General features: G+C 69.1%; 18 protein-coding genes and 2 pseudogenes. 13 read left to right on the top strand and 7 right to left on the bottom strand.

Features of this window, described 5'->3' with window-relative positions:
* Window positions 1–9 precede the first annotated feature (9 nt).
* Window positions 10–1,035 carry a heat-inducible transcriptional repressor HrcA gene (hrcA, locus tag ACWF62_RS16320; RefSeq protein ID WP_378508293.1) on the bottom strand — a complete coding sequence of 342 codons (1,026 nt, stop codon included), beginning with the start codon at window positions 1,033–1,035 and terminating at the stop codon, window positions 10–12.
* A 161-nt stretch (window positions 1,036–1,196) separates the two neighbouring features.
* Here hrcA and ACWF62_RS16315 point away from each other — a divergent pair, with 161 nt between their 5' ends.
* Window positions 1,197–1,499, top strand: coding sequence for a type II toxin-antitoxin system VapB family antitoxin (locus ACWF62_RS16315; RefSeq protein ID WP_378508292.1), 303 nt, complete (start codon window positions 1,197–1,199; stop codon window positions 1,497–1,499).
* Window positions 1,500–1,560: 61 nt separating this feature from the next.
* Here the strand turns inward: ACWF62_RS16315 and hemW are convergent, their stop codons facing one another.
* Window positions 1,561–2,772, bottom strand: coding sequence for a radical SAM family heme chaperone HemW (gene hemW, locus ACWF62_RS16310; protein WP_452630615.1), 1,212 nt, complete (start codon window positions 2,770–2,772; stop codon window positions 1,561–1,563).
* A 131-nt stretch (window positions 2,773–2,903) separates the two neighbouring features.
* Between hemW and ACWF62_RS16305 the strand changes: the two genes are divergently transcribed.
* The 9 genes and pseudogenes from ACWF62_RS16305 to ACWF62_RS16265 all read left to right on the top strand — a co-directional run bounded on the left by ACWF62_RS16305 (window position 2,904) and on the right by ACWF62_RS16265 (window position 10,421).
* Window positions 2,904–2,993: an Ms4527A family Cys-rich leader peptide gene (locus tag ACWF62_RS16305; protein ID WP_378508290.1), complete on the top strand. Its 90-nt coding sequence runs from the start codon at window positions 2,904–2,906 to the stop codon at window positions 2,991–2,993.
* 138 nt (window positions 2,994–3,131) lie between these two features.
* Window positions 3,132–4,838, top strand: a complete 1,707-nt coding sequence (locus ACWF62_RS16300) for a nitrite/sulfite reductase (protein ID WP_378508289.1) — start codon at window positions 3,132–3,134, stop codon at window positions 4,836–4,838.
* Window positions 4,839–4,864: 26 nt separating this feature from the next.
* Window positions 4,865–5,584, top strand: a complete 720-nt coding sequence (locus ACWF62_RS16295) for a phosphoadenylyl-sulfate reductase (protein ID WP_378570889.1) — start codon at window positions 4,865–4,867, stop codon at window positions 5,582–5,584.
* Window positions 5,581–6,516 carry a sulfate adenylyltransferase subunit CysD gene (cysD, locus tag ACWF62_RS16290; RefSeq protein WP_452630614.1) on the top strand — a complete coding sequence of 312 codons (936 nt, stop codon included), beginning with the start codon at window positions 5,581–5,583 and terminating at the stop codon, window positions 6,514–6,516. The genes ACWF62_RS16295 and cysD overlap by 4 nt, the downstream gene beginning before the upstream one ends.
* Window positions 6,516–7,802 (top strand): sulfate adenylyltransferase subunit 1, encoded by a 1,287-nt coding sequence (locus ACWF62_RS16285; protein WP_452630613.1) that lies wholly within the window; start codon window positions 6,516–6,518, stop codon window positions 7,800–7,802. Before cysD ends, ACWF62_RS16285 begins: the two co-directional genes overlap by 1 nt.
* 4 nt (window positions 7,803–7,806) lie before the next feature.
* A complete protein-coding gene (locus ACWF62_RS16280; protein WP_452630612.1) occupies window positions 7,807–8,565 on the top strand; it encodes a sirohydrochlorin chelatase in 759 nt (252 codons plus the stop codon).
* Window positions 8,566–8,579: 14 nt separating this feature from the next.
* Window positions 8,580–9,167 (top strand): annotated as a pseudogene (locus ACWF62_RS16275) (ATP-dependent DNA ligase); the annotation flags it as partial.
* 68 nt (window positions 9,168–9,235) lie between these two features.
* Window positions 9,236–9,718, top strand: coding sequence for an ATP dependent DNA ligase (locus ACWF62_RS16270; RefSeq protein ID WP_452630611.1), 483 nt, complete (start codon window positions 9,236–9,238; stop codon window positions 9,716–9,718).
* A gap of 337 nt (window positions 9,719–10,055) precedes the next feature.
* On the top strand, window positions 10,056–10,421 hold the full coding sequence (locus tag ACWF62_RS16265; protein ID WP_378570837.1) for an IclR family transcriptional regulator: 366 nt from the start codon (window positions 10,056–10,058) through the stop codon (window positions 10,419–10,421).
* A gap of 129 nt (window positions 10,422–10,550) precedes the next feature.
* On the opposite strand, the gene ACWF62_RS16260 is transcribed toward ACWF62_RS16265, so the two are convergent.
* Genes ACWF62_RS16260 through ACWF62_RS16250 form a run of 3 tightly spaced genes read right to left on the bottom strand, consistent with a single transcriptional unit; the run spans window position 10,551 to window position 13,709 of the window.
* A complete protein-coding gene (locus ACWF62_RS16260; RefSeq protein ID WP_452630610.1) occupies window positions 10,551–11,192 on the bottom strand; it encodes a hypothetical protein in 642 nt (213 codons plus the stop codon).
* Window positions 11,179–12,717 (bottom strand): hypothetical protein, encoded by a 1,539-nt coding sequence (locus ACWF62_RS16255; protein WP_452630609.1) that lies wholly within the window; start codon window positions 12,715–12,717, stop codon window positions 11,179–11,181. The genes ACWF62_RS16260 and ACWF62_RS16255 overlap by 14 nt, the downstream gene beginning before the upstream one ends.
* On the bottom strand, window positions 12,714–13,709 hold the full coding sequence (locus tag ACWF62_RS16250) for an ABC transporter ATP-binding protein (RefSeq protein WP_452630608.1): 996 nt from the start codon (window positions 13,707–13,709) through the stop codon (window positions 12,714–12,716). Before ACWF62_RS16250 ends, ACWF62_RS16255 begins: the two co-directional genes overlap by 4 nt.
* 24 nt (window positions 13,710–13,733) lie before the next feature.
* On the opposite strand from ACWF62_RS16250, the gene ACWF62_RS16245 reads away from it, so the two are divergent.
* Window positions 13,734–15,068, top strand: a complete 1,335-nt coding sequence (locus ACWF62_RS16245; RefSeq protein WP_452630607.1) for a sensor histidine kinase — start codon at window positions 13,734–13,736, stop codon at window positions 15,066–15,068.
* On the top strand, window positions 15,053–15,724 hold the full coding sequence (locus ACWF62_RS16240) for a response regulator transcription factor (RefSeq protein ID WP_452630606.1): 672 nt from the start codon (window positions 15,053–15,055) through the stop codon (window positions 15,722–15,724). Before ACWF62_RS16245 ends, ACWF62_RS16240 begins: the two co-directional genes overlap by 16 nt.
* A gap of 57 nt (window positions 15,725–15,781) precedes the next feature.
* On the opposite strand, the gene ACWF62_RS16235 is transcribed toward ACWF62_RS16240, so the two are convergent.
* The gene (locus ACWF62_RS16235; RefSeq protein WP_378570847.1) at window positions 15,782–16,174 is read right to left on the bottom strand and encodes a hypothetical protein; all 393 of its coding nucleotides are present in this window, start codon (window positions 16,172–16,174) and stop codon (window positions 15,782–15,784) included.
* On the opposite strand from ACWF62_RS16235, the pseudogene ACWF62_RS16230 reads away from it, so the two are divergent.
* Window positions 16,077–16,532 (top strand): annotated as a pseudogene (locus tag ACWF62_RS16230) (serine hydrolase domain-containing protein); the annotation flags it as partial. The gene ACWF62_RS16235 and the pseudogene ACWF62_RS16230 sit on opposite strands and share 98 nt — an antisense overlap.
* Window positions 16,533–16,766: 234 nt before the next feature.
* On the opposite strand, the gene ACWF62_RS16225 reads toward ACWF62_RS16230, so the two are convergent.
* Window positions 16,767–17,927, bottom strand: coding sequence for a THUMP-like domain-containing protein (locus ACWF62_RS16225; RefSeq protein ID WP_452630605.1), 1,161 nt, complete (start codon window positions 17,925–17,927; stop codon window positions 16,767–16,769).
* Window positions 17,928–17,934 lie beyond the last annotated feature (7 nt).

The raw sequence follows: 17,934 nt of genomic DNA, 5'->3' as shown, positions 1-17,934 counted from the left end.
GGGGGTGCCTCAGCGCTCGGCGAGCACCTCACCGATGTACCGGGCCACCGCCGCGACGGACGCGATGGTTCCCGGATAGTCCATCCGGGTGGGGCCGAGCACACCCACGCCGCCGAAGAGTTTGCCGCCCGCGCCGTAGCCGGTGGTGATCACCGAGGTGCCGCGGATCTGCTCGACCTGCGTCTCCTCGCCGATCCGGACCGTCACCGAGCCGGGTGCACCGGTCGCGGCAAGCAGTTTGAGGACCACCACCTGCTCCTCGAGTGCCTCAAGCACCGACCGCAGCGAGCCGGGGAAGTCCGCCGCGTTGCGGGTCAGGTTCGCGGTTCCGCCGAGCACGAGACGGTCCTCGGGGTGTTCGACGAGCGTCTCGATCAGCACCGTCGAGGTCCGCACCACCGCATCCCGCAACCCGTCCGGGGCGGCATCGGCGAGCTCCGAGACCGCCACCGACGCGGCAGCGAGCCGCTTGCCCTCGAGTGCGCCGCCGAGCAGGTCCCGCAGCCGGGACAGGTCGTCGTCGTCGAGCACGTCGCCGAGTTCGACGATCCGCTGATCGACCCGACCGGAATCGAGGATCAGCACGAGCAGCAGCCGCGCAGGCGTCAACGCCACCACCTCGAGATGCCGCACCGACGATGCCGACAGCGTCGGATACTGCACGACCGCGACCTGCCGGGTCAGCTGGGCGAGCAGGCGGGTTCCGCGCCGCAGCACGTCGTCGAGATCGACCCCGGACTCGAGGAACTCAAGGATCGCGCGACGCTCCGCCGACGACAGCGGCTTCACCTCCGCGATCCGGTCGACGAACTCGCGGTACCCCTTGTCGGTGGGCACCCGTCCGGAACTGGTGTGCGGCTGCGCGATGTAGCCCTCGGCCTCGAGGACGGCCATGTCGTTGCGGATGGTGGCGCTGGAGACCCCCAGGTTGTGCCGCTCCACGAGCGCCTTCGACCCGATCGGTTCCTGGGTGGCGACATAGTCGGCGACGATCGCGCGCAGCACCTCGAATCGTCGTTCCTCGGTACTTGCCATTGCCGTCACCTCCGTCGCGCCACCCCGGGCGGACCCGTGTCACCCCGGCTGTCCGCATTCTAGTCGTCTCGTGACCACCGGCCGTGCAGGCCTTAGTGTGGGGGCGCCTTCACCGACATTCAGTGCCGACGCACTGCCCGACTACTCCGACGGATGCGCAGATGATTTTCAAGGGTGTGCGGGACGGAAAGCCGTACCCGGACCACGGCCTGTCGATCCGCGACTGGTCGAAGATCCCGCCCCGGCAGGTCCGCCTCGACGAGATCGTCACCACCACCAAGGTGCTCGAACTCGACCGGCTGCTGTCCGAGGACAGCACCTTCTACGGCGACCTGTTCCCGCACGCGGTCCAGTGGGGCGGGATCATCTACCTCGAGGACGGCCTGCACCGGGCGGTGCGGGCCGCGCTGCGTAACCGCGTCGTCCTGCACGCCCGGGTCTTCGACTACGACGCGCTGACCTGATTGCGCTGCGCGCCCGTGCGCGCTTTTCACCCCGACCGGGGTAAGAATCACGCACAGTTCGTCAGCTGAGGATGTCCCGGATGACGCCGTCCGCGAGCAGCCTGCCCCGGTCGGTCAGCGCCAACCGGTCCCCGACCCGCTCGAGCAGGCCGTCCGCCGCCACCCGTTCCGCCGCCAGGCGCTCGTCGGGCCGCAGGTCCGACAGCGGCATCCCGGTCCGCAGCCGCAGCACCAGCATCACCCGCTCCACGTGCCGGTCCTCGGCGGTGAGGACCTCGCTGTCCGCGACGGGAAGCACGCCGGACGCCAGCCGGTCGGCGTAGCGGGCGGGGTGCTTGACGTTCCACCAGCGCACCCCGCCGACGTGGCTGTGCGCGCCCGGCCCGGCGCCCCACCAGTCGCCGCCGTCCCAGTAGCCGATGTTGTGCCTGCACTCGGCGCCGGGCAGGGACCAGTTCGACACCTCGTACCAGCCGAGGCCCGCCGCGGCGAGCCGCGCGTCGATGCGCTCGTAGCGGGCGGCGAGGACGTCGTCGTCGGGGGCGGGCAGTTCACCGCGGCGCACCCGGCGGGCCAGCGCTGTGCCGTCCTCGACGATCAGCGAGTACGCGGACACGTGATCGACGCCCGCATCGAGGACGGCGTCGAGGGTCGCGTCGAGGTCCTCGTCCCGTTCGCCGGGGGTGCCGTAGATCATGTCGAGGTTGACGTGCCCGAACCCGGCGGTGCGGGCCTCGCGGGCCGCGGCGACCGCCCGGCCCGGGGTGTGGGTGCGGTCCAGAACCTTCAGCACGTGCTGCGCCGCCGACTGCATGCCGAGGGACACCCGGGTGTAGCCGGCGGCACGGATCGCCGCGAAGAACTCCGGCGACGTCGACTCCGGGTTGGACTCGGTGGTGACCTCGGCACCCGAGGCGAGACCAAAACTCGATCGGACGGCGGCGAGCACGTCGGCGAGCCCGTCCCCGCCGAGCAGCGACGGGGTGCCGCCGCCGACGAACACCGTCTGCGCGGCGGGCACCGTCCGCCCATCCCGGCCCAGCAGGGCGGCGCCGGCGTCCAGTTCACGGCGCAGCCCCTCAAGCCACGATTGCGGCGACGCCGACGACCCCAGCTCGCCCGCCGTGTAGGTGTTGAAGTCGCAGTATCCGCACCGGGTGGCGCAGAACGGGACGTGGACATAGATGCCGAACGGCCGCGACCCGACCCCGTCGAGGGCATGGTCGGGCAGGTCGAACGCTGCCACGGACGGCTCGCTCAGGGGTGTACTCACCGCTCCAGTGTCCCACCGCGGCCAGAGTGACCCATCGCACACCGGCCGCTGCCCTGCGCATTTCCCCCGAAATCGGGGGAAATACCCGGCGGGGGTCGGAATCGGCGATGTGATCTGGCACAATCGTCGGCGTGACCGGACTTGGGATTGTGCTCGTGGCGCGACGCCACGTCGATCTCAAGCGTGTCTGCAGCTCTTGCTGTCTCCCCTGTTGCGCGTAGACGCATTCTCTTTCAGCCCGCCAGTCAAGGCCGGTCTCGAATGTGGGCACGCGGGGACAGCCCTCCCCGTCTCGATCATGCCCCCGGTAGACCGGCGCCCCCAGAAGATCCCCCTGAAGCAGATCTTGGAGCGCCCCGATGTCGCAGACCGTCGACACCCCCGCCGCCGCACCCCCGGCGCGTGCCGCCCGCCCGAAGAAGCGGGCGTCCGAGGGCCAGTGGGCCCTCGGCTACCGCGAGCCGCTCAACGCGAACGAGCAGAATAAGAAGGACGACAACCCGCTCAACGTCCGCGCCCGCATCCTCGACGTCTACTCGAAGCAGGGTTTCGACAGCATCGACAAGTCGGACCTGCGCGGCCGGTTCCGGTGGATGGGGCTCTACACCCAGCGTGAGCAGGGCTACGACGGCACCTACACCGGCGACGACAACATCGACCTGCTCGAGGCCCGCTACTTCATGATGCGGGTGCGCACCGACGGCGGGCAGCTGACCGTCGCGCAGGTCCGCACGCTGGCAGGCATCTCCCGGGACTTCGCCCGCGGCACCGCCGACATCTCCGACCGGCAGAACATCCAGTACCACTGGATCGAGATCGAGAACATCCCCGAGATCTGGCGCAGGCTCGACGAGGTGGGCCTGCAGACCACCGAGGCGTGCGGCGACTGCCCCCGCGGCATGCTGGGGTCCCCGCTCGCAGGCCTGTCCCCGAACGAGGTGCTCGACGCGACCCCGGCGATCGAGGAGATCAAGCGGCGGTACATCGGCAACCCCGAGTACTCGAACCTGCCCCGCAAGTTCAAGACCGCGATCTCCGGTCAGCAGGACGTGGTCCACGAGATCAACGACGTCGCGTTCGTCGGTGTCGAGCATCCCGAGTACGGGCCCGGCCTCGATCTGTGGGTCGGCGGCGGCCTGTCCACCAATCCGATGATGGCGCAACGTCTCGGGGCCTGGATCCCGCTCGACGAGGTCGCGGACGTCTGGGAGGGTGTCGTCGCGATCTTCCGCGACTACGGCTACCGTCGGCTGCGTTCCAAGGCCCGGCTGAAGTTCCTCGTCAAGGACTGGGGCGTGGAGAAGTTCCGTCAGGTCCTCGAGGACGAGTACCTGCACCGGAAGCTCGTCGACGGTCCGGCGCCGGTCCCGCCGAAGCACCCGATCGACCATGTCGGTCTCACCCGACTCACCAACGGGCTCACCGCCGTCGGATACTCCGCGGTGTCGGGGCGGTTGACCGCGGACGTGCTGTTCACGATCGCGGACGCGATGGAGCGGGCGGGCACGGACATCCTGCGCCTGACGCCCTACCAGAAGCTGGTCGTGGTCAACGTGCCCGAGGACAAGGTCGCCGGGCTCGACACCGACCTCGAGGCGGTCGGCCTGACGTCGCGGCCGTCCCGGTGGCGCCGGAACCTGATCGCCTGCACCGGACTCGAGTACTGCAAGCTCTCCTTCACCGAGACCCGCAGCCGTTCGCAGGCCCTCGTCCCGATCCTCGAGGAGCGGCTCGCGGACCTCAACACCCAGCTCGACGTGCCGATCACGATCAACTTCAACGGCTGCCCGAACTCGTGCGCCCGCGTGCAGGTCGCGGACATCGGGTTCAAGGGTCAACTGATCGCCGACGAGGACGGCACCCCGATCGAGGGGTTCCAGGTGCATCTGGGCGGCAGCCTCGGCCTCGACAGCGCCTTCGGCCGGAAACTGCGCCAGCACAAGATTTTCGCGCACGAGGCCACCGACTACATCGACCGGCTGGTGCGCAACTTCATCAAGAACAAGCATGCCGACGAGCGGTTCGCGGAGTGGGTCGTGCGGGCCGAAGAGGAGGATCTGCGATGAGCTCCGGCGAAGAGCATTCGACGCCGATGACCACACCCGTGGACGTGGCGAACGCAACGGAGTCCGAACTCCGCGACCTTGCCGCGCAGGGGGCGGCAAGTCTCGACGGTGCGTCCGCCGCGGACCTGCTGCGCTGGACCGAGGACACGTTCGGCACCAACTACATCGTCGCGTCGAACATGCAGGACGGGGTGCTGGTGCACCTTGCGGCGCAGGTGCACCCGGGTGTCGACGTGCTGTTCCTCGACACCGGCTTCCACTTCGCGGAGACGATCGGGACCCGTGACGCCGTCGAGGCGGTGTACGGGGTGAACGTGATCAACGCCCGCGCCGAGGAGACGGTCGCCGAGCAGGAGGCCCGGCTGGGCAAGGACCTGTTCGCCCGCGACCCGAACGAGTGCTGCCGGCTCCGGAAGGTGGTGCCGCTCAAGCGGTCCCTCGCCGGATACCAGGCGTGGGTGACCGGCATCCGCCGGGTCGAGTCCCCCACCAGGGCCAACGCGCCGCTGATCTCGTTCGACGAGGCGTTCGGTCTGGTGAAGATCAACCCGATCGCCGCCTGGTCCGACGACGACATGCAGAACTACATCGACAAGCACGGGATCCTCGTCAATCCGCTTGTCGACGAGGGCTATCCGTCCATCGGGTGCGCGCCCTGCACCGCCAAGCCAGCTCCCGGCTCCGATCCGCGCAGCGGACGGTGGGCCGGCAACTCCAAGACAGAATGCGGGTTGCACGCGTCATGACTGCTGAACTGACCGACATCCGGCCGCTGCTGCGCGGCGACGACTTCGACACCCTCGCCGCCCTCGAAAGCGAGGCCATCCACATTTTCCGTGAGGTGGCAGGCGAATTCGAGCGCCCGGTGATCCTGTTCTCCGGCGGCAAGGACTCCACGGTGCTGCTGCACCTGGCGATCAAGGCGTTCTGGCCGGCGCCGGTGCCGTTCGCGCTGTTGCACGTCGACACCGGGCACAATCTGCCCGAGGTGCTCGCGTTCCGCGACCACGTCGTCGAGAAGTACAACCTGCGCCTGCACGTGGCGAAGGTCGAGGACTACCTCGCCGACGGCCGACTCACCGAGCGGCCCGACGGCATCCGCAACCCGCTGCAGACGGTGCCGCTGCTCGACGCGATCGCCGAGCACCGGTTCGACGCCGTGTTCGGCGGCGCCCGCCGCGACGAGGAGCGGGCCCGAGCCAAGGAGCGGATCTTCTCCCTGCGCGACGCGTTCGGCCGCTGGGATCCCAAGCGGCAGCGCCCCGAGCTGTGGAACCTGTACAACGGCAAGCACAACCCCGGCGAGCAGGTGCGGGTGTTCCCGCTCAGCAACTTCACCGAGCTGGACATCTGGCGGTACATCGCCCGCGACGAGATCGAACTGGCAAGCATCTACTATGCCCACGAGCGTGAGGTGTACCAGCGCGACGGCATGTGGATGACGTCCGGCGTGTGGGGCGGACCGCGCGAGGACGAGCAGGTGCAGACCCTGTCGGTGCGCTACCGCACCGTCGGCGACGGCTCCACCACCGGCGCGGTGCTGTCCGAGGCCGCCGACAACGACGCCATCCTGGCCGAGGTCGCGGCGTCCCGCCTGACCGAGCGCGGCGCGACCCGCGGTGATGACCGAGTTTCCGAGGCGGCCATGGAAGACCGCAAGCGAGAGGGCTACTTCTGATGAGTGATCTGCTGCGCCTGGCGACGGCGGGCAGCGTCGACGACGGCAAGTCCACCCTGGTGGGTCGGCTGCTGTACGACACGAAATCCGTTCTCGCCGACCAGATCGACGCCGTCACCCGCGCGTCCGTCGACAAGGGGCTCGACACCCCGGACCTCTCGCTGCTGGTGGACGGCCTGCGCGCCGAGCGCGAGCAGGGCATCACGATCGACGTCGCGTACCGGTACTTCGCGACACCGAAGCGCAGCTTCGTGCTCGCGGACACCCCCGGTCACGTCCAGTACACCCGCAACACCGTGTCCGGGGCGTCCACCGCGCAACTGGTGGTGCTGCTGGTCGACGCCCGCAAGGGGGTTATCTCGCAGACCCGCAAGCATGCCGCGGTGCTCGCGCTGCTCGGGGTGCCGCGACTGGTGTTGGCGGTGAACAAGATCGACCTGGTCGAGGATCCGGCGACCGTGTTCGCCGACATCTCCCGCGAGTTCGGCGAGCTGACCTCGTCGCTGGGCTGGGCCGCCGAGGACGTCGTGGAGATCCCGGTGTCCGCGCTGCACGGCGACAACGTCGCGGTGCGGTCGGAGAACACGCCCTACTACGACGGCCCGACGCTGATCGAGCACCTGGAGTCGGTGCCGGTCGACTCGGAGCCGCACCGGGTGGGGCTGCGCTTCCCGGTGCAGTACGTGATCCGGCCCCGCACCGCCGACTTCCCCGACTACCGCGGCTACGCCGGTCAGGTCGCCGCCGGCGAGGTCCGGCCGGGCGACGAGGTCGTCGTGCTGCCGTCCGGTATCCGCACCACCGTCAGCCGGGTCGACACCGCGGACGGCGAGTTGGACTTCGCGCATGCCGGTCGCAGCGTGACGCTCGTGCTCGAGGACGACGTCGACATCTCCCGCGGTGACACCATCGCGTCGGTGGGGGACGCGCCGGAGCCGCTCGGCGAGTTCGAGGCGACCGTGTGCTGGCTGGCCGAGAAGCCGCTGCACCCCGGCGCCCGGCTGCTGCTCAAGCACGGCACCCGCACCACGCAGGCCATCGTCGGCGCGATCGTGGAGCGGTTCGATGAGCAGGAGCTGACCACCGAGCCGAGCCCGGCGTCGCTGGCGCTCAACGAGATCGGCAAGATCTCGGTGCGGGTCGCGGAGCCGATCGTCGCGGACGACTACCGCGTCAACCGGCACACCGGCAGCTTCCTGCTGATCGATCCCGCGGGCGGCAACACCCTGGCGGCGGGCCTGGTCGGCGACGCGATCGCGGCGATCGAACTCGGCGAGCGGGTCTAGGTCGATGAGCGCGCCCCTGGTCCTCGTCGCGCACGGCAGCCGCGATCCCCGCTCCGCGCGGGCGATCTCGGCTGCCGCGGCGGCGATCCGGGGCGCGCGGCCGGATCTCGACGTCCGGCTCTGCTTCCTCGACCTGTCCGCGCCGTCGGTGGACCAGGTCGTCGACGCCGTTGCCGCGGAGGGGCACTCGTCCGCGGTGGTGGTCCCGTTGCTGCTCGGCAGCGCGTTCCACGCCCGGGTGGACCTGCCTGCCCTGCTCGCGGCCGGTCGCGCGCGGAACCCCGGGCTCGATCTCGTGCAGGCCGACGTGCTCGGCGACGACGAGCGTCTGGTGGCCGCGGTTCGGGACCGAGTGCGGGCCACCGGCGTCACCCTCGACGACGCCGAGATCGGAGTGGTACTCGCCGCGGTGGGCTCGTCCCGCGCGGCGGCCAACGCCCGCACCGCCAACATCGCGCCGCGCCTGCTTGCCGGAACCGCCTGGTCCGGCGCCGAGACCTGCTTCGCCACCACCGCACCGTCACTGCCGCAGACCGTCTTCCGCCTCCGCGCGGGCGGCGCCCGGCGGATCGTCGTCGCGCCGTGGTTCCTGGCGCCCGGTCTACTCACCGACCGGCTCAAACTCCAGGCCACCGAGCACGCGCCCGATGCTCTCTTCGCAGACGCGATCGGCGCCCACCCCCTGCTCGCGGAGGTCGCCTTGGACCGCTACCGCGGAGGCCTCGAACTGCTCTCCGACACCCGAATCGAGTTGTCCGCGTAAGGACTCCCGCCGTTGTGCACTACGCGTACTTGACGGTGCGCGGCACTCCCACCCTGCTCCGTCGCCGTGCGGGTTCGGACAACCAGCCATGTTCTTCCGAGAATGGGAAACCCTCGCCGAGGCTCCACCCGCACCTACCGACGGTTCTGCATCGGCACCGCTGCACTCGCTGCCACCGTCTCCCTGGACCTGACCATGACCTCACCCGCATCCGCAGCGGATGTCGCCGGACCCAACGAGGTGGGTGGGCGTTCGAGTGGAAGTGGGACGGGCAACGCGCGATCGCCGTCGTCCGAGACAGCCAGTGCCACCTGTACAGCCGCAGCCGCAACGGCAACGACGTCACCAACTCCGTCCCCGAACTTGCCGAAGCGCTCCCCGGGGCGGTCAGCGACCGGGACGGCATCGTGGACGGTGAGATCGTGGCCCTCGACGAAGGGGGCCGACCATCGTTCGCCCGGCTGCAACGCCGGATGCACGCGCAGCGGCCCACCGCGCAGCTCCTCGCCGCGGCGCCCGTGTCGTACTTCGTGTTTGACGTCCTCGAGGTCGACGGCCAGTCGACGACCGGCCTGCCCTACCTCGAGCGCCGGGCGACGCTCGCTGATCTCGTGCAGCCGGGCCCGAGGGTGCAGGTTCCCCGCACCAGACCGACGTCGACGGTCGGAAGATGCTCGACCTCGCTCGTGAGCACGGGCTCGAGGGTGTGGTGGCCAAACGCATCGACTCGACCTACCGGCCCGGCCGCCACTCCCCCGTCTGGCTCAAAACCCCGCTCCGAAACAACGCCGAGGTCATCGTCATCGGTTGGGTGGGCGGCGCCGGCGCCGCCCACGGCGGGGTCGGGTCGCTCCTGCTCGGCGCAGACGACGACGACCGCAGCCTGGTCTACATCGGCCACGTCGGAACAGGATTCACCACCGCCGACCGCCGAGCGCTCCGACAGCAGCTCGCTGCGATCGAGCGGCCGACCAGCCCACTCGCTACGGCCGCGCCCGCGCGCGATGTTCGCGGTGCGCACTGGGTGGAGCCGTTGCTGGTCGGCGATGTCGAGTACCGCGAGTACACCGGCTGCAGCCTGCGACATCCGAGCTGGAAGGGCCTGCGCGACGACAAGGCGCCCGACGAGGTCGATATGCCGGGCCTGCACTGAGCAACGGCAACCAACCGCGGGCTGTCGCCACCCCCTCGACGCCTGCAGCTCTGCCCGCGGGACTCACGGTCGTCGACGAAGGGGAATGGGTCGACCTGCGCCCCGGTACGGACGGAACGTCCCCACTGGTCAAGAATCTCGTCAGCGATGAGGAATGGCTCGAGCTGTATCGGCGGCTCGACCAGTACGCCGGCGAGCACGACCCCCCGCTGCTATCCGCCAGCCTCGACGAGTCCCGCATCTTGCAGAGTGAGCGACGAGGGGCTGCCTACGTCCGGGATGCGGCCCGCCTCGTGGGGATGGACGAGGTCGCCGACCGCCTCGACCGCGCGAGCTGGTGTACCTCGACAAGATCGGTGGGCGCCTGGCCATCTCGATGCCGTCCCGGGTGGGCGGCCGGGTGCTGGCGAACTCCACCGCGGGCGGCAAGGCAATGCTGGCGTGGCTCGCCCCCGAATGCGTCGGCGCCGCGATCCGCGGTCCCGAGTGCCCGGTCGCGGCCGTCTCCCTGTGCGGCGACAACCGGACGGCACCCCTCGAACGGGTCTCGCCGCTGGTCCTCGACGCGACCCGTAAGATCGCCCTGGCCCTCCATCCGGAGCTCAGCACCGGGCGGCCGGCCCCGCGGCCCGCCCCGGCCGAGACCTGGTCGCCGGGGGCCCAGGCGCTCCAGATGCCCGGACAGCGCTCGGGCTGGATCTGACTCGACCTGCGACGGCAGACGAGGTCGCCCGCGCCCACCACCGGCGCACCGAAGATGATCGGCCTCAACGCATTTCCCGATCGTGACGGCTGTGAGCTCGGCGGCCGGTTGGTGGCTTTCGATCTCGTCTCAGCGAGGGTCCGTCGTTGCGGAGACCGCACCGTCCCCGGACCGTAGACGCACCGGGATCCCGGCGGGATCCTGCGGCACCTCGATGGTGCTTGTCCCCGTCGCCGACACGGCGTCCACCGCGTAACCGCCCGGGCCCGCGACCAGCGTGACGTCACCGTAGCGGGAATTCAGATCGAGGGCGCCACGGGTGTCGGTCACCGTCAGATCACCGAACTTCGAGTTCCCTCGGACGACGGTCCCGTACGGGACAGCGATCTCGTATCGGGCGACGCAGGTAGGGCTGCCGACAGCAAATCTGTCGGGGCAACTCGCGCTGATCATCAGACCGGACCCGTCGGTGTCGATGCGTTCAACCGGCTTGTCGCCGTCGGTGAACTCGAAGGTGCGCCGGATCTCGATGTCGTCGCGGTCGGAGCCGATCACCTGGGCGCTCAGGGCCGCGGTGGTGACACCGAACTGTTTCGCACCCGCATCATCGAAATCGAGTGTGACGGAGGCGGCGCCGCTGTAGCTGTCATTCCGCTGTTCGTGACTCGTGGAATCGGAGGTGCAGCCGGCGACTGCCACAGACGAGAGTGCCAGTGCCGCAACACCGACGGAGAGGTGGATCTTCCTGAGTGCAGTGTCAACGACGGGCATGGCGAATCTCCTGAACGAGTACGGTGGCGGCGATCAGTACGGCGCTGACGCCGAAGGACAACAGTGGAGACGGGCCGCTGAGCGACCCATCGGTGCGGAGCACGCCCATGACGTCGACCGCTGCGACCCCGTTGAGCACGGCGTACCAGATCACCAGGTAGACAGCCTGGAACACGCGTGCGCCCCGGCCGATCGACCCGATCAGCAACGCAAGGGCAGGAATCATCGTCGCGGCCGCAACCCACGCGGCGACTCCGGTTGCGTCCGATGCCAGGAGCATCTTCACCAGCGGGCCGACACCGGCGATGACCGCAATGAGCACACCCGCACCCCACTCGGCGATGAGTCTGATGCGAGACGAGACACCGCACTCCACAAGGGGAGCGACGCCTTGTTCATAGGTGAGTGTCCCGAGACGTGACCACAACAACACCGGCAACAACCACCCGAAGAGCAGTGCGGTGCCGACGCGATCAGCGGGAACAGCGAGCGCCGCGACCGTCACGATCGCGAGTGTGAGCCACCACCACCGCGACACGCTTCCCAGATGAATGCGCACCTCGCCGAGCAGCAACCCCAGGAACGCGTGTCCACGCTCGGCCGGCGACAGCGTTCGCGGACCGTGCGAGAACGCCGGTGCAACGGGAGCCTCGGTCGCAGGTACTGCAGACGTGTTCGAGGGAGAGCGCTGCTGCCGTGCGGGGTCGAACCGGCCGAACCAGAGGGCGGGAAGGATGGCGACGAGCGTGGAGGCCGCTATCACCCCCGCACTCGCGGCGACGAGAGTCGCGTCGATGTCCAACCCGGACCACGTGAACTGCCCGAGCGCGCCCGGTTCCGCGGTGAGCCCGATCGAGATCTCGTCGTCCATGCCGGGGTGCTGCGCCGCCAGGTCGGCCTGGAACCCTGCGATAGCCGACCCGCGGACCAGCGGAATCCCGGCGAGGAACATCGACGGATACACGAAGAACCACAGAATGTTTCCCGCACCACCTCGCAAGAACGGGACCGTTTCGAGGACGACGGCGGCTGCTGCGGCCACGGTCAGGACAGGAAGACAGAACAGCACGATCGGAAGCCAGAGCGCCGTCATGTCGAGGCTCGTGGATTCCCCGCGGAGAAGCTGCATCACGGGTGCGATCAGGGCGAGTGCGGCGGCCATCGCCGCGAGCACCGCCAGGTTGCTCAGATACTTGCCCAGCAGATATGTCGGCGTGCGCAACGGCGAGGCGGAAAGCGTTTCGCCCACGCCAGTGGAGATGTCGCGCGCGATGTTGCCGCGAACGACATAGAACCCGAACAGCGGCAACCACAGGCTGCCGATCATGGCGAGCAACATGCCGATGTACGCGCTGTCGTACAGTCCCCGGAACGATCCGACCTTGACCATCGCGTACGTTGCAGAGACAGGCGGGACGGCCACATATCCGAGTGCGACCGCGCCGAGCACCGTCACCAGGAACGCGGGACGCCGCGAACGATCCCGGAAGTCTGCCATCGCGACGGCAGCGGTGGCGCCTGTCATCGGGTCACCCCGGCCGGCGCCATCGGGCTGTGGACCGCGTTGACGTACGCGTCTTCGAGGTCGGGTTCGACAGGACGAGCCCCCGGCATCGGCGGTGTATGGGCGACCGCACGGACCCGAATACCCTGTCCTGTTCGGACCGTGCGGGTTATCGTCGCTCGTTGCCGGATCTCGGCCACGGCATCGAGGGGGACCATCGCTTCCCACACCAGACCGTCCGCGGAACGGAGCAGTTCCTCGGGGGTGCCGCGCCGACGTAGTTCGCCGGCGGTGAGGATCGCGATGTCGTCGGCGATCGCCTCGATGTCCGACACGATGTGAGTGGACAGGATGACGATCCGGTCGTTCGCCAGATCCCCGAGCAGGTTGCGGAACCGCATGCGTTCCTCGGGGTCCAACCCGACCGTCGGTTCGTCGACGATGAGAAGCTCGGGGTCGCCCAGGAGCGCCTGCGCGATACCGACACGCTGGCGCATTCCGCCGGAAAACCTGCCCACCGGCCGCGATCCCGTGTCCGTCAGGTTGACGAGTTCGAGCAGCTCGTCGACCCGCTGCTTGGCCGACCGCGCCGTCAGACCTTTGACTGCGGCGAGATACCGGAGGAACTCCCCGGCACTGAGATTCGGGTACACACCGAAATCCTGTGGGAGGTAACCGAGGACGCGTCGGAGCGGCTCCGGCCGAGCGACGATGTCGGTACCGTTCCACGTGACCGTACCGGTGGTCGGGCGGGTGATCGTGGAGAGAATGCGCATCAGCGACGACTTACCGGCTCCATTGGGGCCGAGGAGGCCGAGCACCCCGGGCCCGATCCGCAGGCTGACGTCGGTGACGGCCGGTTTGCCCCGATAGGTTTTGGTGACGTTGTTCAGCTCCAGTTGCATGACTTCAGCTGACCATTCGACCGGTGGTGCGGTCACTGGGTCCATGCGGCGGATCGAAGGTGGTGTCAGCACCACCTTTCGGCTGCACTCCGCCTCATCCTGAAGCATTGGCCGCGCCGATAGGCTCACTCGGTGTCCTCCGATGAACCGGCCACGGTGCTCACCGCGATCACACGGCGGCGCTTCCTGCTGACCGGGTGGCCGTGGCGGTCGCTGGGTCATGTGCTGACCACCGTCCCGGTGGTGTGTGTGGTGGCGCTGCCGTTCGCAGCGTTCTGCGTCCCGTGGCTCGTGCTGGCCGTATGGGCCGGCGGCGGCATGTATCCGCAACCGCTCGGCAGAGTGCTGTTCCTCGGTGTCCTCGGCGCAGCGCTGGTGTTCGGGCTCGGCCCGTTGGTGGCGATACCGCTGGCAGCCCTGGAACGAACACGCCTGCGCCTGGTGAGCCTCGACCGGGCACTCTCGGCTCACCATTGCCCTCCGGCAACGGGCCTGTGGGCGTGGGTGCGCACCCGCTACACCGAGGCCGCAACGTGGAGGGAGCTCGGCTACACATTCCTGCTGCTCACTCTGGTGCCGGCCCTGTGGCTCTCGGGTGCGGTGATCGTCGGGCTCATCGTGGTGATGGTGGTGAGCCCCCTGATGGTGGGTGACGGAGACGAGGCAGTGGCGCTCGGTTTCAGCCAGATCACGGCGGTCGACCAGGCCGTTCCGTACGCGATCGCAGGTCTGCTGTTGTTGCCGGCGATCCCGTATCTGCTGGCGCTGATCGCGGGACTGCACGGTGCGTTCGCCCGGTCGTTGTTGTGCGGCGACGACCCGGACGCGCTTCGCGCACGACTTGTGGAGGTGTCCCGGTCCCGTGCCCGTCTGGTCGATTCCTTCGAGGCGGAACGTCGCAGGATCGAGCGGGATCTGCACGACGGCGCGCAATCGCTGCTCGTCAACCTCACCTTGCAGTTGGGTATGGCCAAACTTGACCTCCCACCGGATTCTGCAGCCGCGAAAAGCGTGTCGCAGGCGCATGATCAGGCCAAGGAGTTGATGGCGGAACTGAGGCAACTCATTCGGGGAATCCACCCCCGGGTCCTCACCGACCGTGGCCTGCCCGACGCGTTGCGTGCACTGGCCGAAGACTTCGTGGCCGCGGTCGGCGTCACCGCGGACATCCCATCCCGCCCGGCCCCGGATGTCGAGGTCGCGGCGTACTTCGTAGTGGTCGAGGCGCTCAACAACGTCGCCAAGCATGCGAATGCGACGGCCGTCGATGTGGCTGTCCGACGCGCCGGGGACCTGCTGGTCGTCGAGGTCATGGACGACGGCTGCGGCGGTGCGGATCCGGAACGAGGGAGCGGTCTGACGGGCCTGGCCGACCGGGTCGCGGCGGTCGACGGCAGAATGCTGCTGTCCAGCCCGCCTGGCGGGCCCACCGTTGTCCGTGTGGAGTTGCCGTGGATCGAGAACTGACTGCCGTGCGAGTGGTACTCGCCGAGGATGGGGCCCTGCTGCGCGAAAGCCTCGCTGCGATGCTCGAGCGATTCGGGTTCGAGGTCGTGGCCGCGGTCTCGGATGCCGTGGAATTGGAATCGGCTGTCGCCGAGCACTGTCCGGATCTGGTTGTGACCGATGTGCGGATGCCACCGGGTTTCACCGACGAGGGGTTGCGCGCAGCAGTGAAACTGCGACGAACCTGTCCGGGGCTTGCCGTCGTCGCGCTGAGCCAGTATGTCGAACTGAGTTACGCCGACGAACTGATGGGCGCGGAAGGTGGCCGGGTCGGTTATCTGCTGAAGGATCGCATCGTCGATGTCGAGGAGTTCGTCTCCACCCTGCGGCATGTGGTTGCCGGCGGCACTGTGATCGACCCGATGGTGATACAGCAGTTGTTCCGTCGTCGGCGGGATCCGTTGGCGCAGTTGTCGCCGCGCGAACGCGAGGTGCTCGCCTCGATCGCGGAGGGGCATTCGAATGCGGCGGTCGCCGCTCAGTTGTTCATCACGGAATCGGCTGTGGGCAAACATGTCGGCAACATCTTCAACAAACTGGTGCTGCCGCCGACCGACGACACGAATCGTCGGGTGCTGGCCGTGCTCGCATATCTGCGTCGGGACGAGCTCGGCTGAGACATTTGCAGAACCTGCACGGTGCACGCACCGACCACGGGAGTGGTTGCCGGTTTCTCAGGCGTCGGGATCGGGGATCTCGTGCGGCCAGTAGTCGGGTAGGCGGGTGGCGGGGATGATGGCGGTCACGCTGATCGCGGCCAGGATCAGCAGGCCGATTTTGAGGGTGCGGAGCCGCGTGTCCTCGTTGACAGCGACGGCGGCGTCGACCTGGTCGGGTGTGGCATCGGTGCCGTCGAGAACCTCCCGGATTCGGTCGTTGCTGACGAAGTTGACGTCGTCGGCACCGTGAACCGCCGGGCGGGCAGTGACGTCAGGTACTCGGTCAGGCGGCGATCCAGAGGCACAGGCTGTGCATCGGGCCGCGACGAATCTGCTCAGCAAGAAGTTCCCCGGGTTGGCCTTCGCGATCGTCAAACCCGACCCGAGCACCCCCGGGGCCTCGCTCACCACCACATACCACGACGGACACGCCAGCCTCGACCCGAGCATCCCGGTCGGCCCGCAGACGCAGTTCGAGGTCGGATCCGAAACCAAACTGTTCACCGCGGCGCTGCTCGCCAAGCAGGTCGCCGAGGGGGACGTGGGTCTCGACGATCTGGCCTCGTCCTACTCCGACTGCCACCCACTGCCGAGTCGTGACGGGGCGCAGATCACGCTGCGCGAGTTGGTGACCCACACGTCGGGCCTCGCGGACGACCCCCCGAACCTGGACGCCGGGTGCCACGGACAGAACCCGTGTCCGGAAGCAAAGGCCTGGGACACCGAGGGCCTGCTGTGGGCAGGCCTGCAGGACAATGGCGCCCTCGTGAGCACGCCCGGCACACAATGGCTGTACTCGTATCTCGGCTTCGGACTACTCGGTCACCATCCTGTCCAACGGAGGGGGGAGCCTCTCCGTGCCAGGGACGCCCGCACACCAGATCGTGCCTGCCGCCAAGCGGCTCATGAACGAGCTCATGTTCGGAACGCTGTTGTCGCACGGCTCGACGGGTTCGTCGATCTTCGGGAGCTGCGGGCGCGGGGAAGGGTCGGGCGCTTTCTACCCCGCGCTGCGGACTCCTGCCGCACAGACGAATGCGGTCGGGGTGCGGCCGATCCGGGTGAGCACGACACTCAGCGACGCGCTGCCCCGCAGCTTGAGCCGGGGCCGCAGCGTCGCAGGGTCGACGTCGACGCCGCGGACCAGGATCTCGACGACCCCGCAGTCATGCCGGGCCAGTTCCTGCCGCAGCGCCTTCTCGGAGTACTTGAGCCGCGCCAGGACTCGGAAGCCGCGCACGCCTGCGGGCACCGCATCGCCGGTGAGGTAGGCGATCCGGGGGTCGAGCTGCCAGAGCCCGTGCCGGGCCGCGTAGTGCCGCACCAGCCCGGCCCGGACCACGGCGCCGTCGGGGTCGACGATCCACTCCCCCGGCTCGCGTTCCGGGATGTCGTCGGGTTCGGCGTCGGTAATCTCCCAGCCGCTCCCGTCGGCGTCCAGGACCGTCGCTCGGCGCCGCACCCCGTCACCGGCGAGCCCGGGCGACCACAGGCACGCCTCACGCACCCCGCCGGACAGCGAGACGATCTCCACCTCCCCGTCCCAGCCGAGCTCGTCGTAGTCGAGGCCGGGCGCGCATTTGACGGCGAGGTCGCGGCCCGCGTAGGCGTCCAACAGGTCCGGCAGCGGCGGCATCAAGGCCGCCGGGTCGTGCCTGCGCCTGCCCCCGGACCGGCGGGCCGGGTCGGCGAGGACGACGGTGCCACGGCTGCACGGCCGCAGCGCGTCCGCCCGGATCACGGTGGCGCCGGGCACGTTCCGCGCCGCCATCGCCAACCGCACCGGGTCGAGGTCGCTGCCGAGGACGGCGCCGGCGACGCCGACGAACGCGGCCAGTTCGGCACCGATCGAGCAGGTCACGTCGTGGACGTCGCGGCCGGCGAGCCGTTCCGCCCGCCTGCGCGCGACCAGTATCGGGGTGGCCTGTTGCAGCGCGTCGTCGGTGAGCAGCCAGCCGTCGCCGACGAGCTTGCCCGCGGCGCGCCGCCGCAGCAGTACCGTCTCGACGAGCGCTCCGGCCCGATCACCGAAACGCGTACGCACCCGGCCGATGTCGGCCAAATACGTAAGCGGGTTCAGGTCGAGACGATCCACCTCGGCGAGGTCGGCTGCGGCGCCGCTCAGGTACCGGACGTCCTCGGCGGTGAAGTCGTATCCCACCGGGAGG

Source organism: Rhodococcus sp. NPDC054953, from assembly GCF_053609225.1.
Note: the sequence above shows the minus strand (reverse complement) of the source record. Positions and strands in the feature narration are given on the sequence as shown.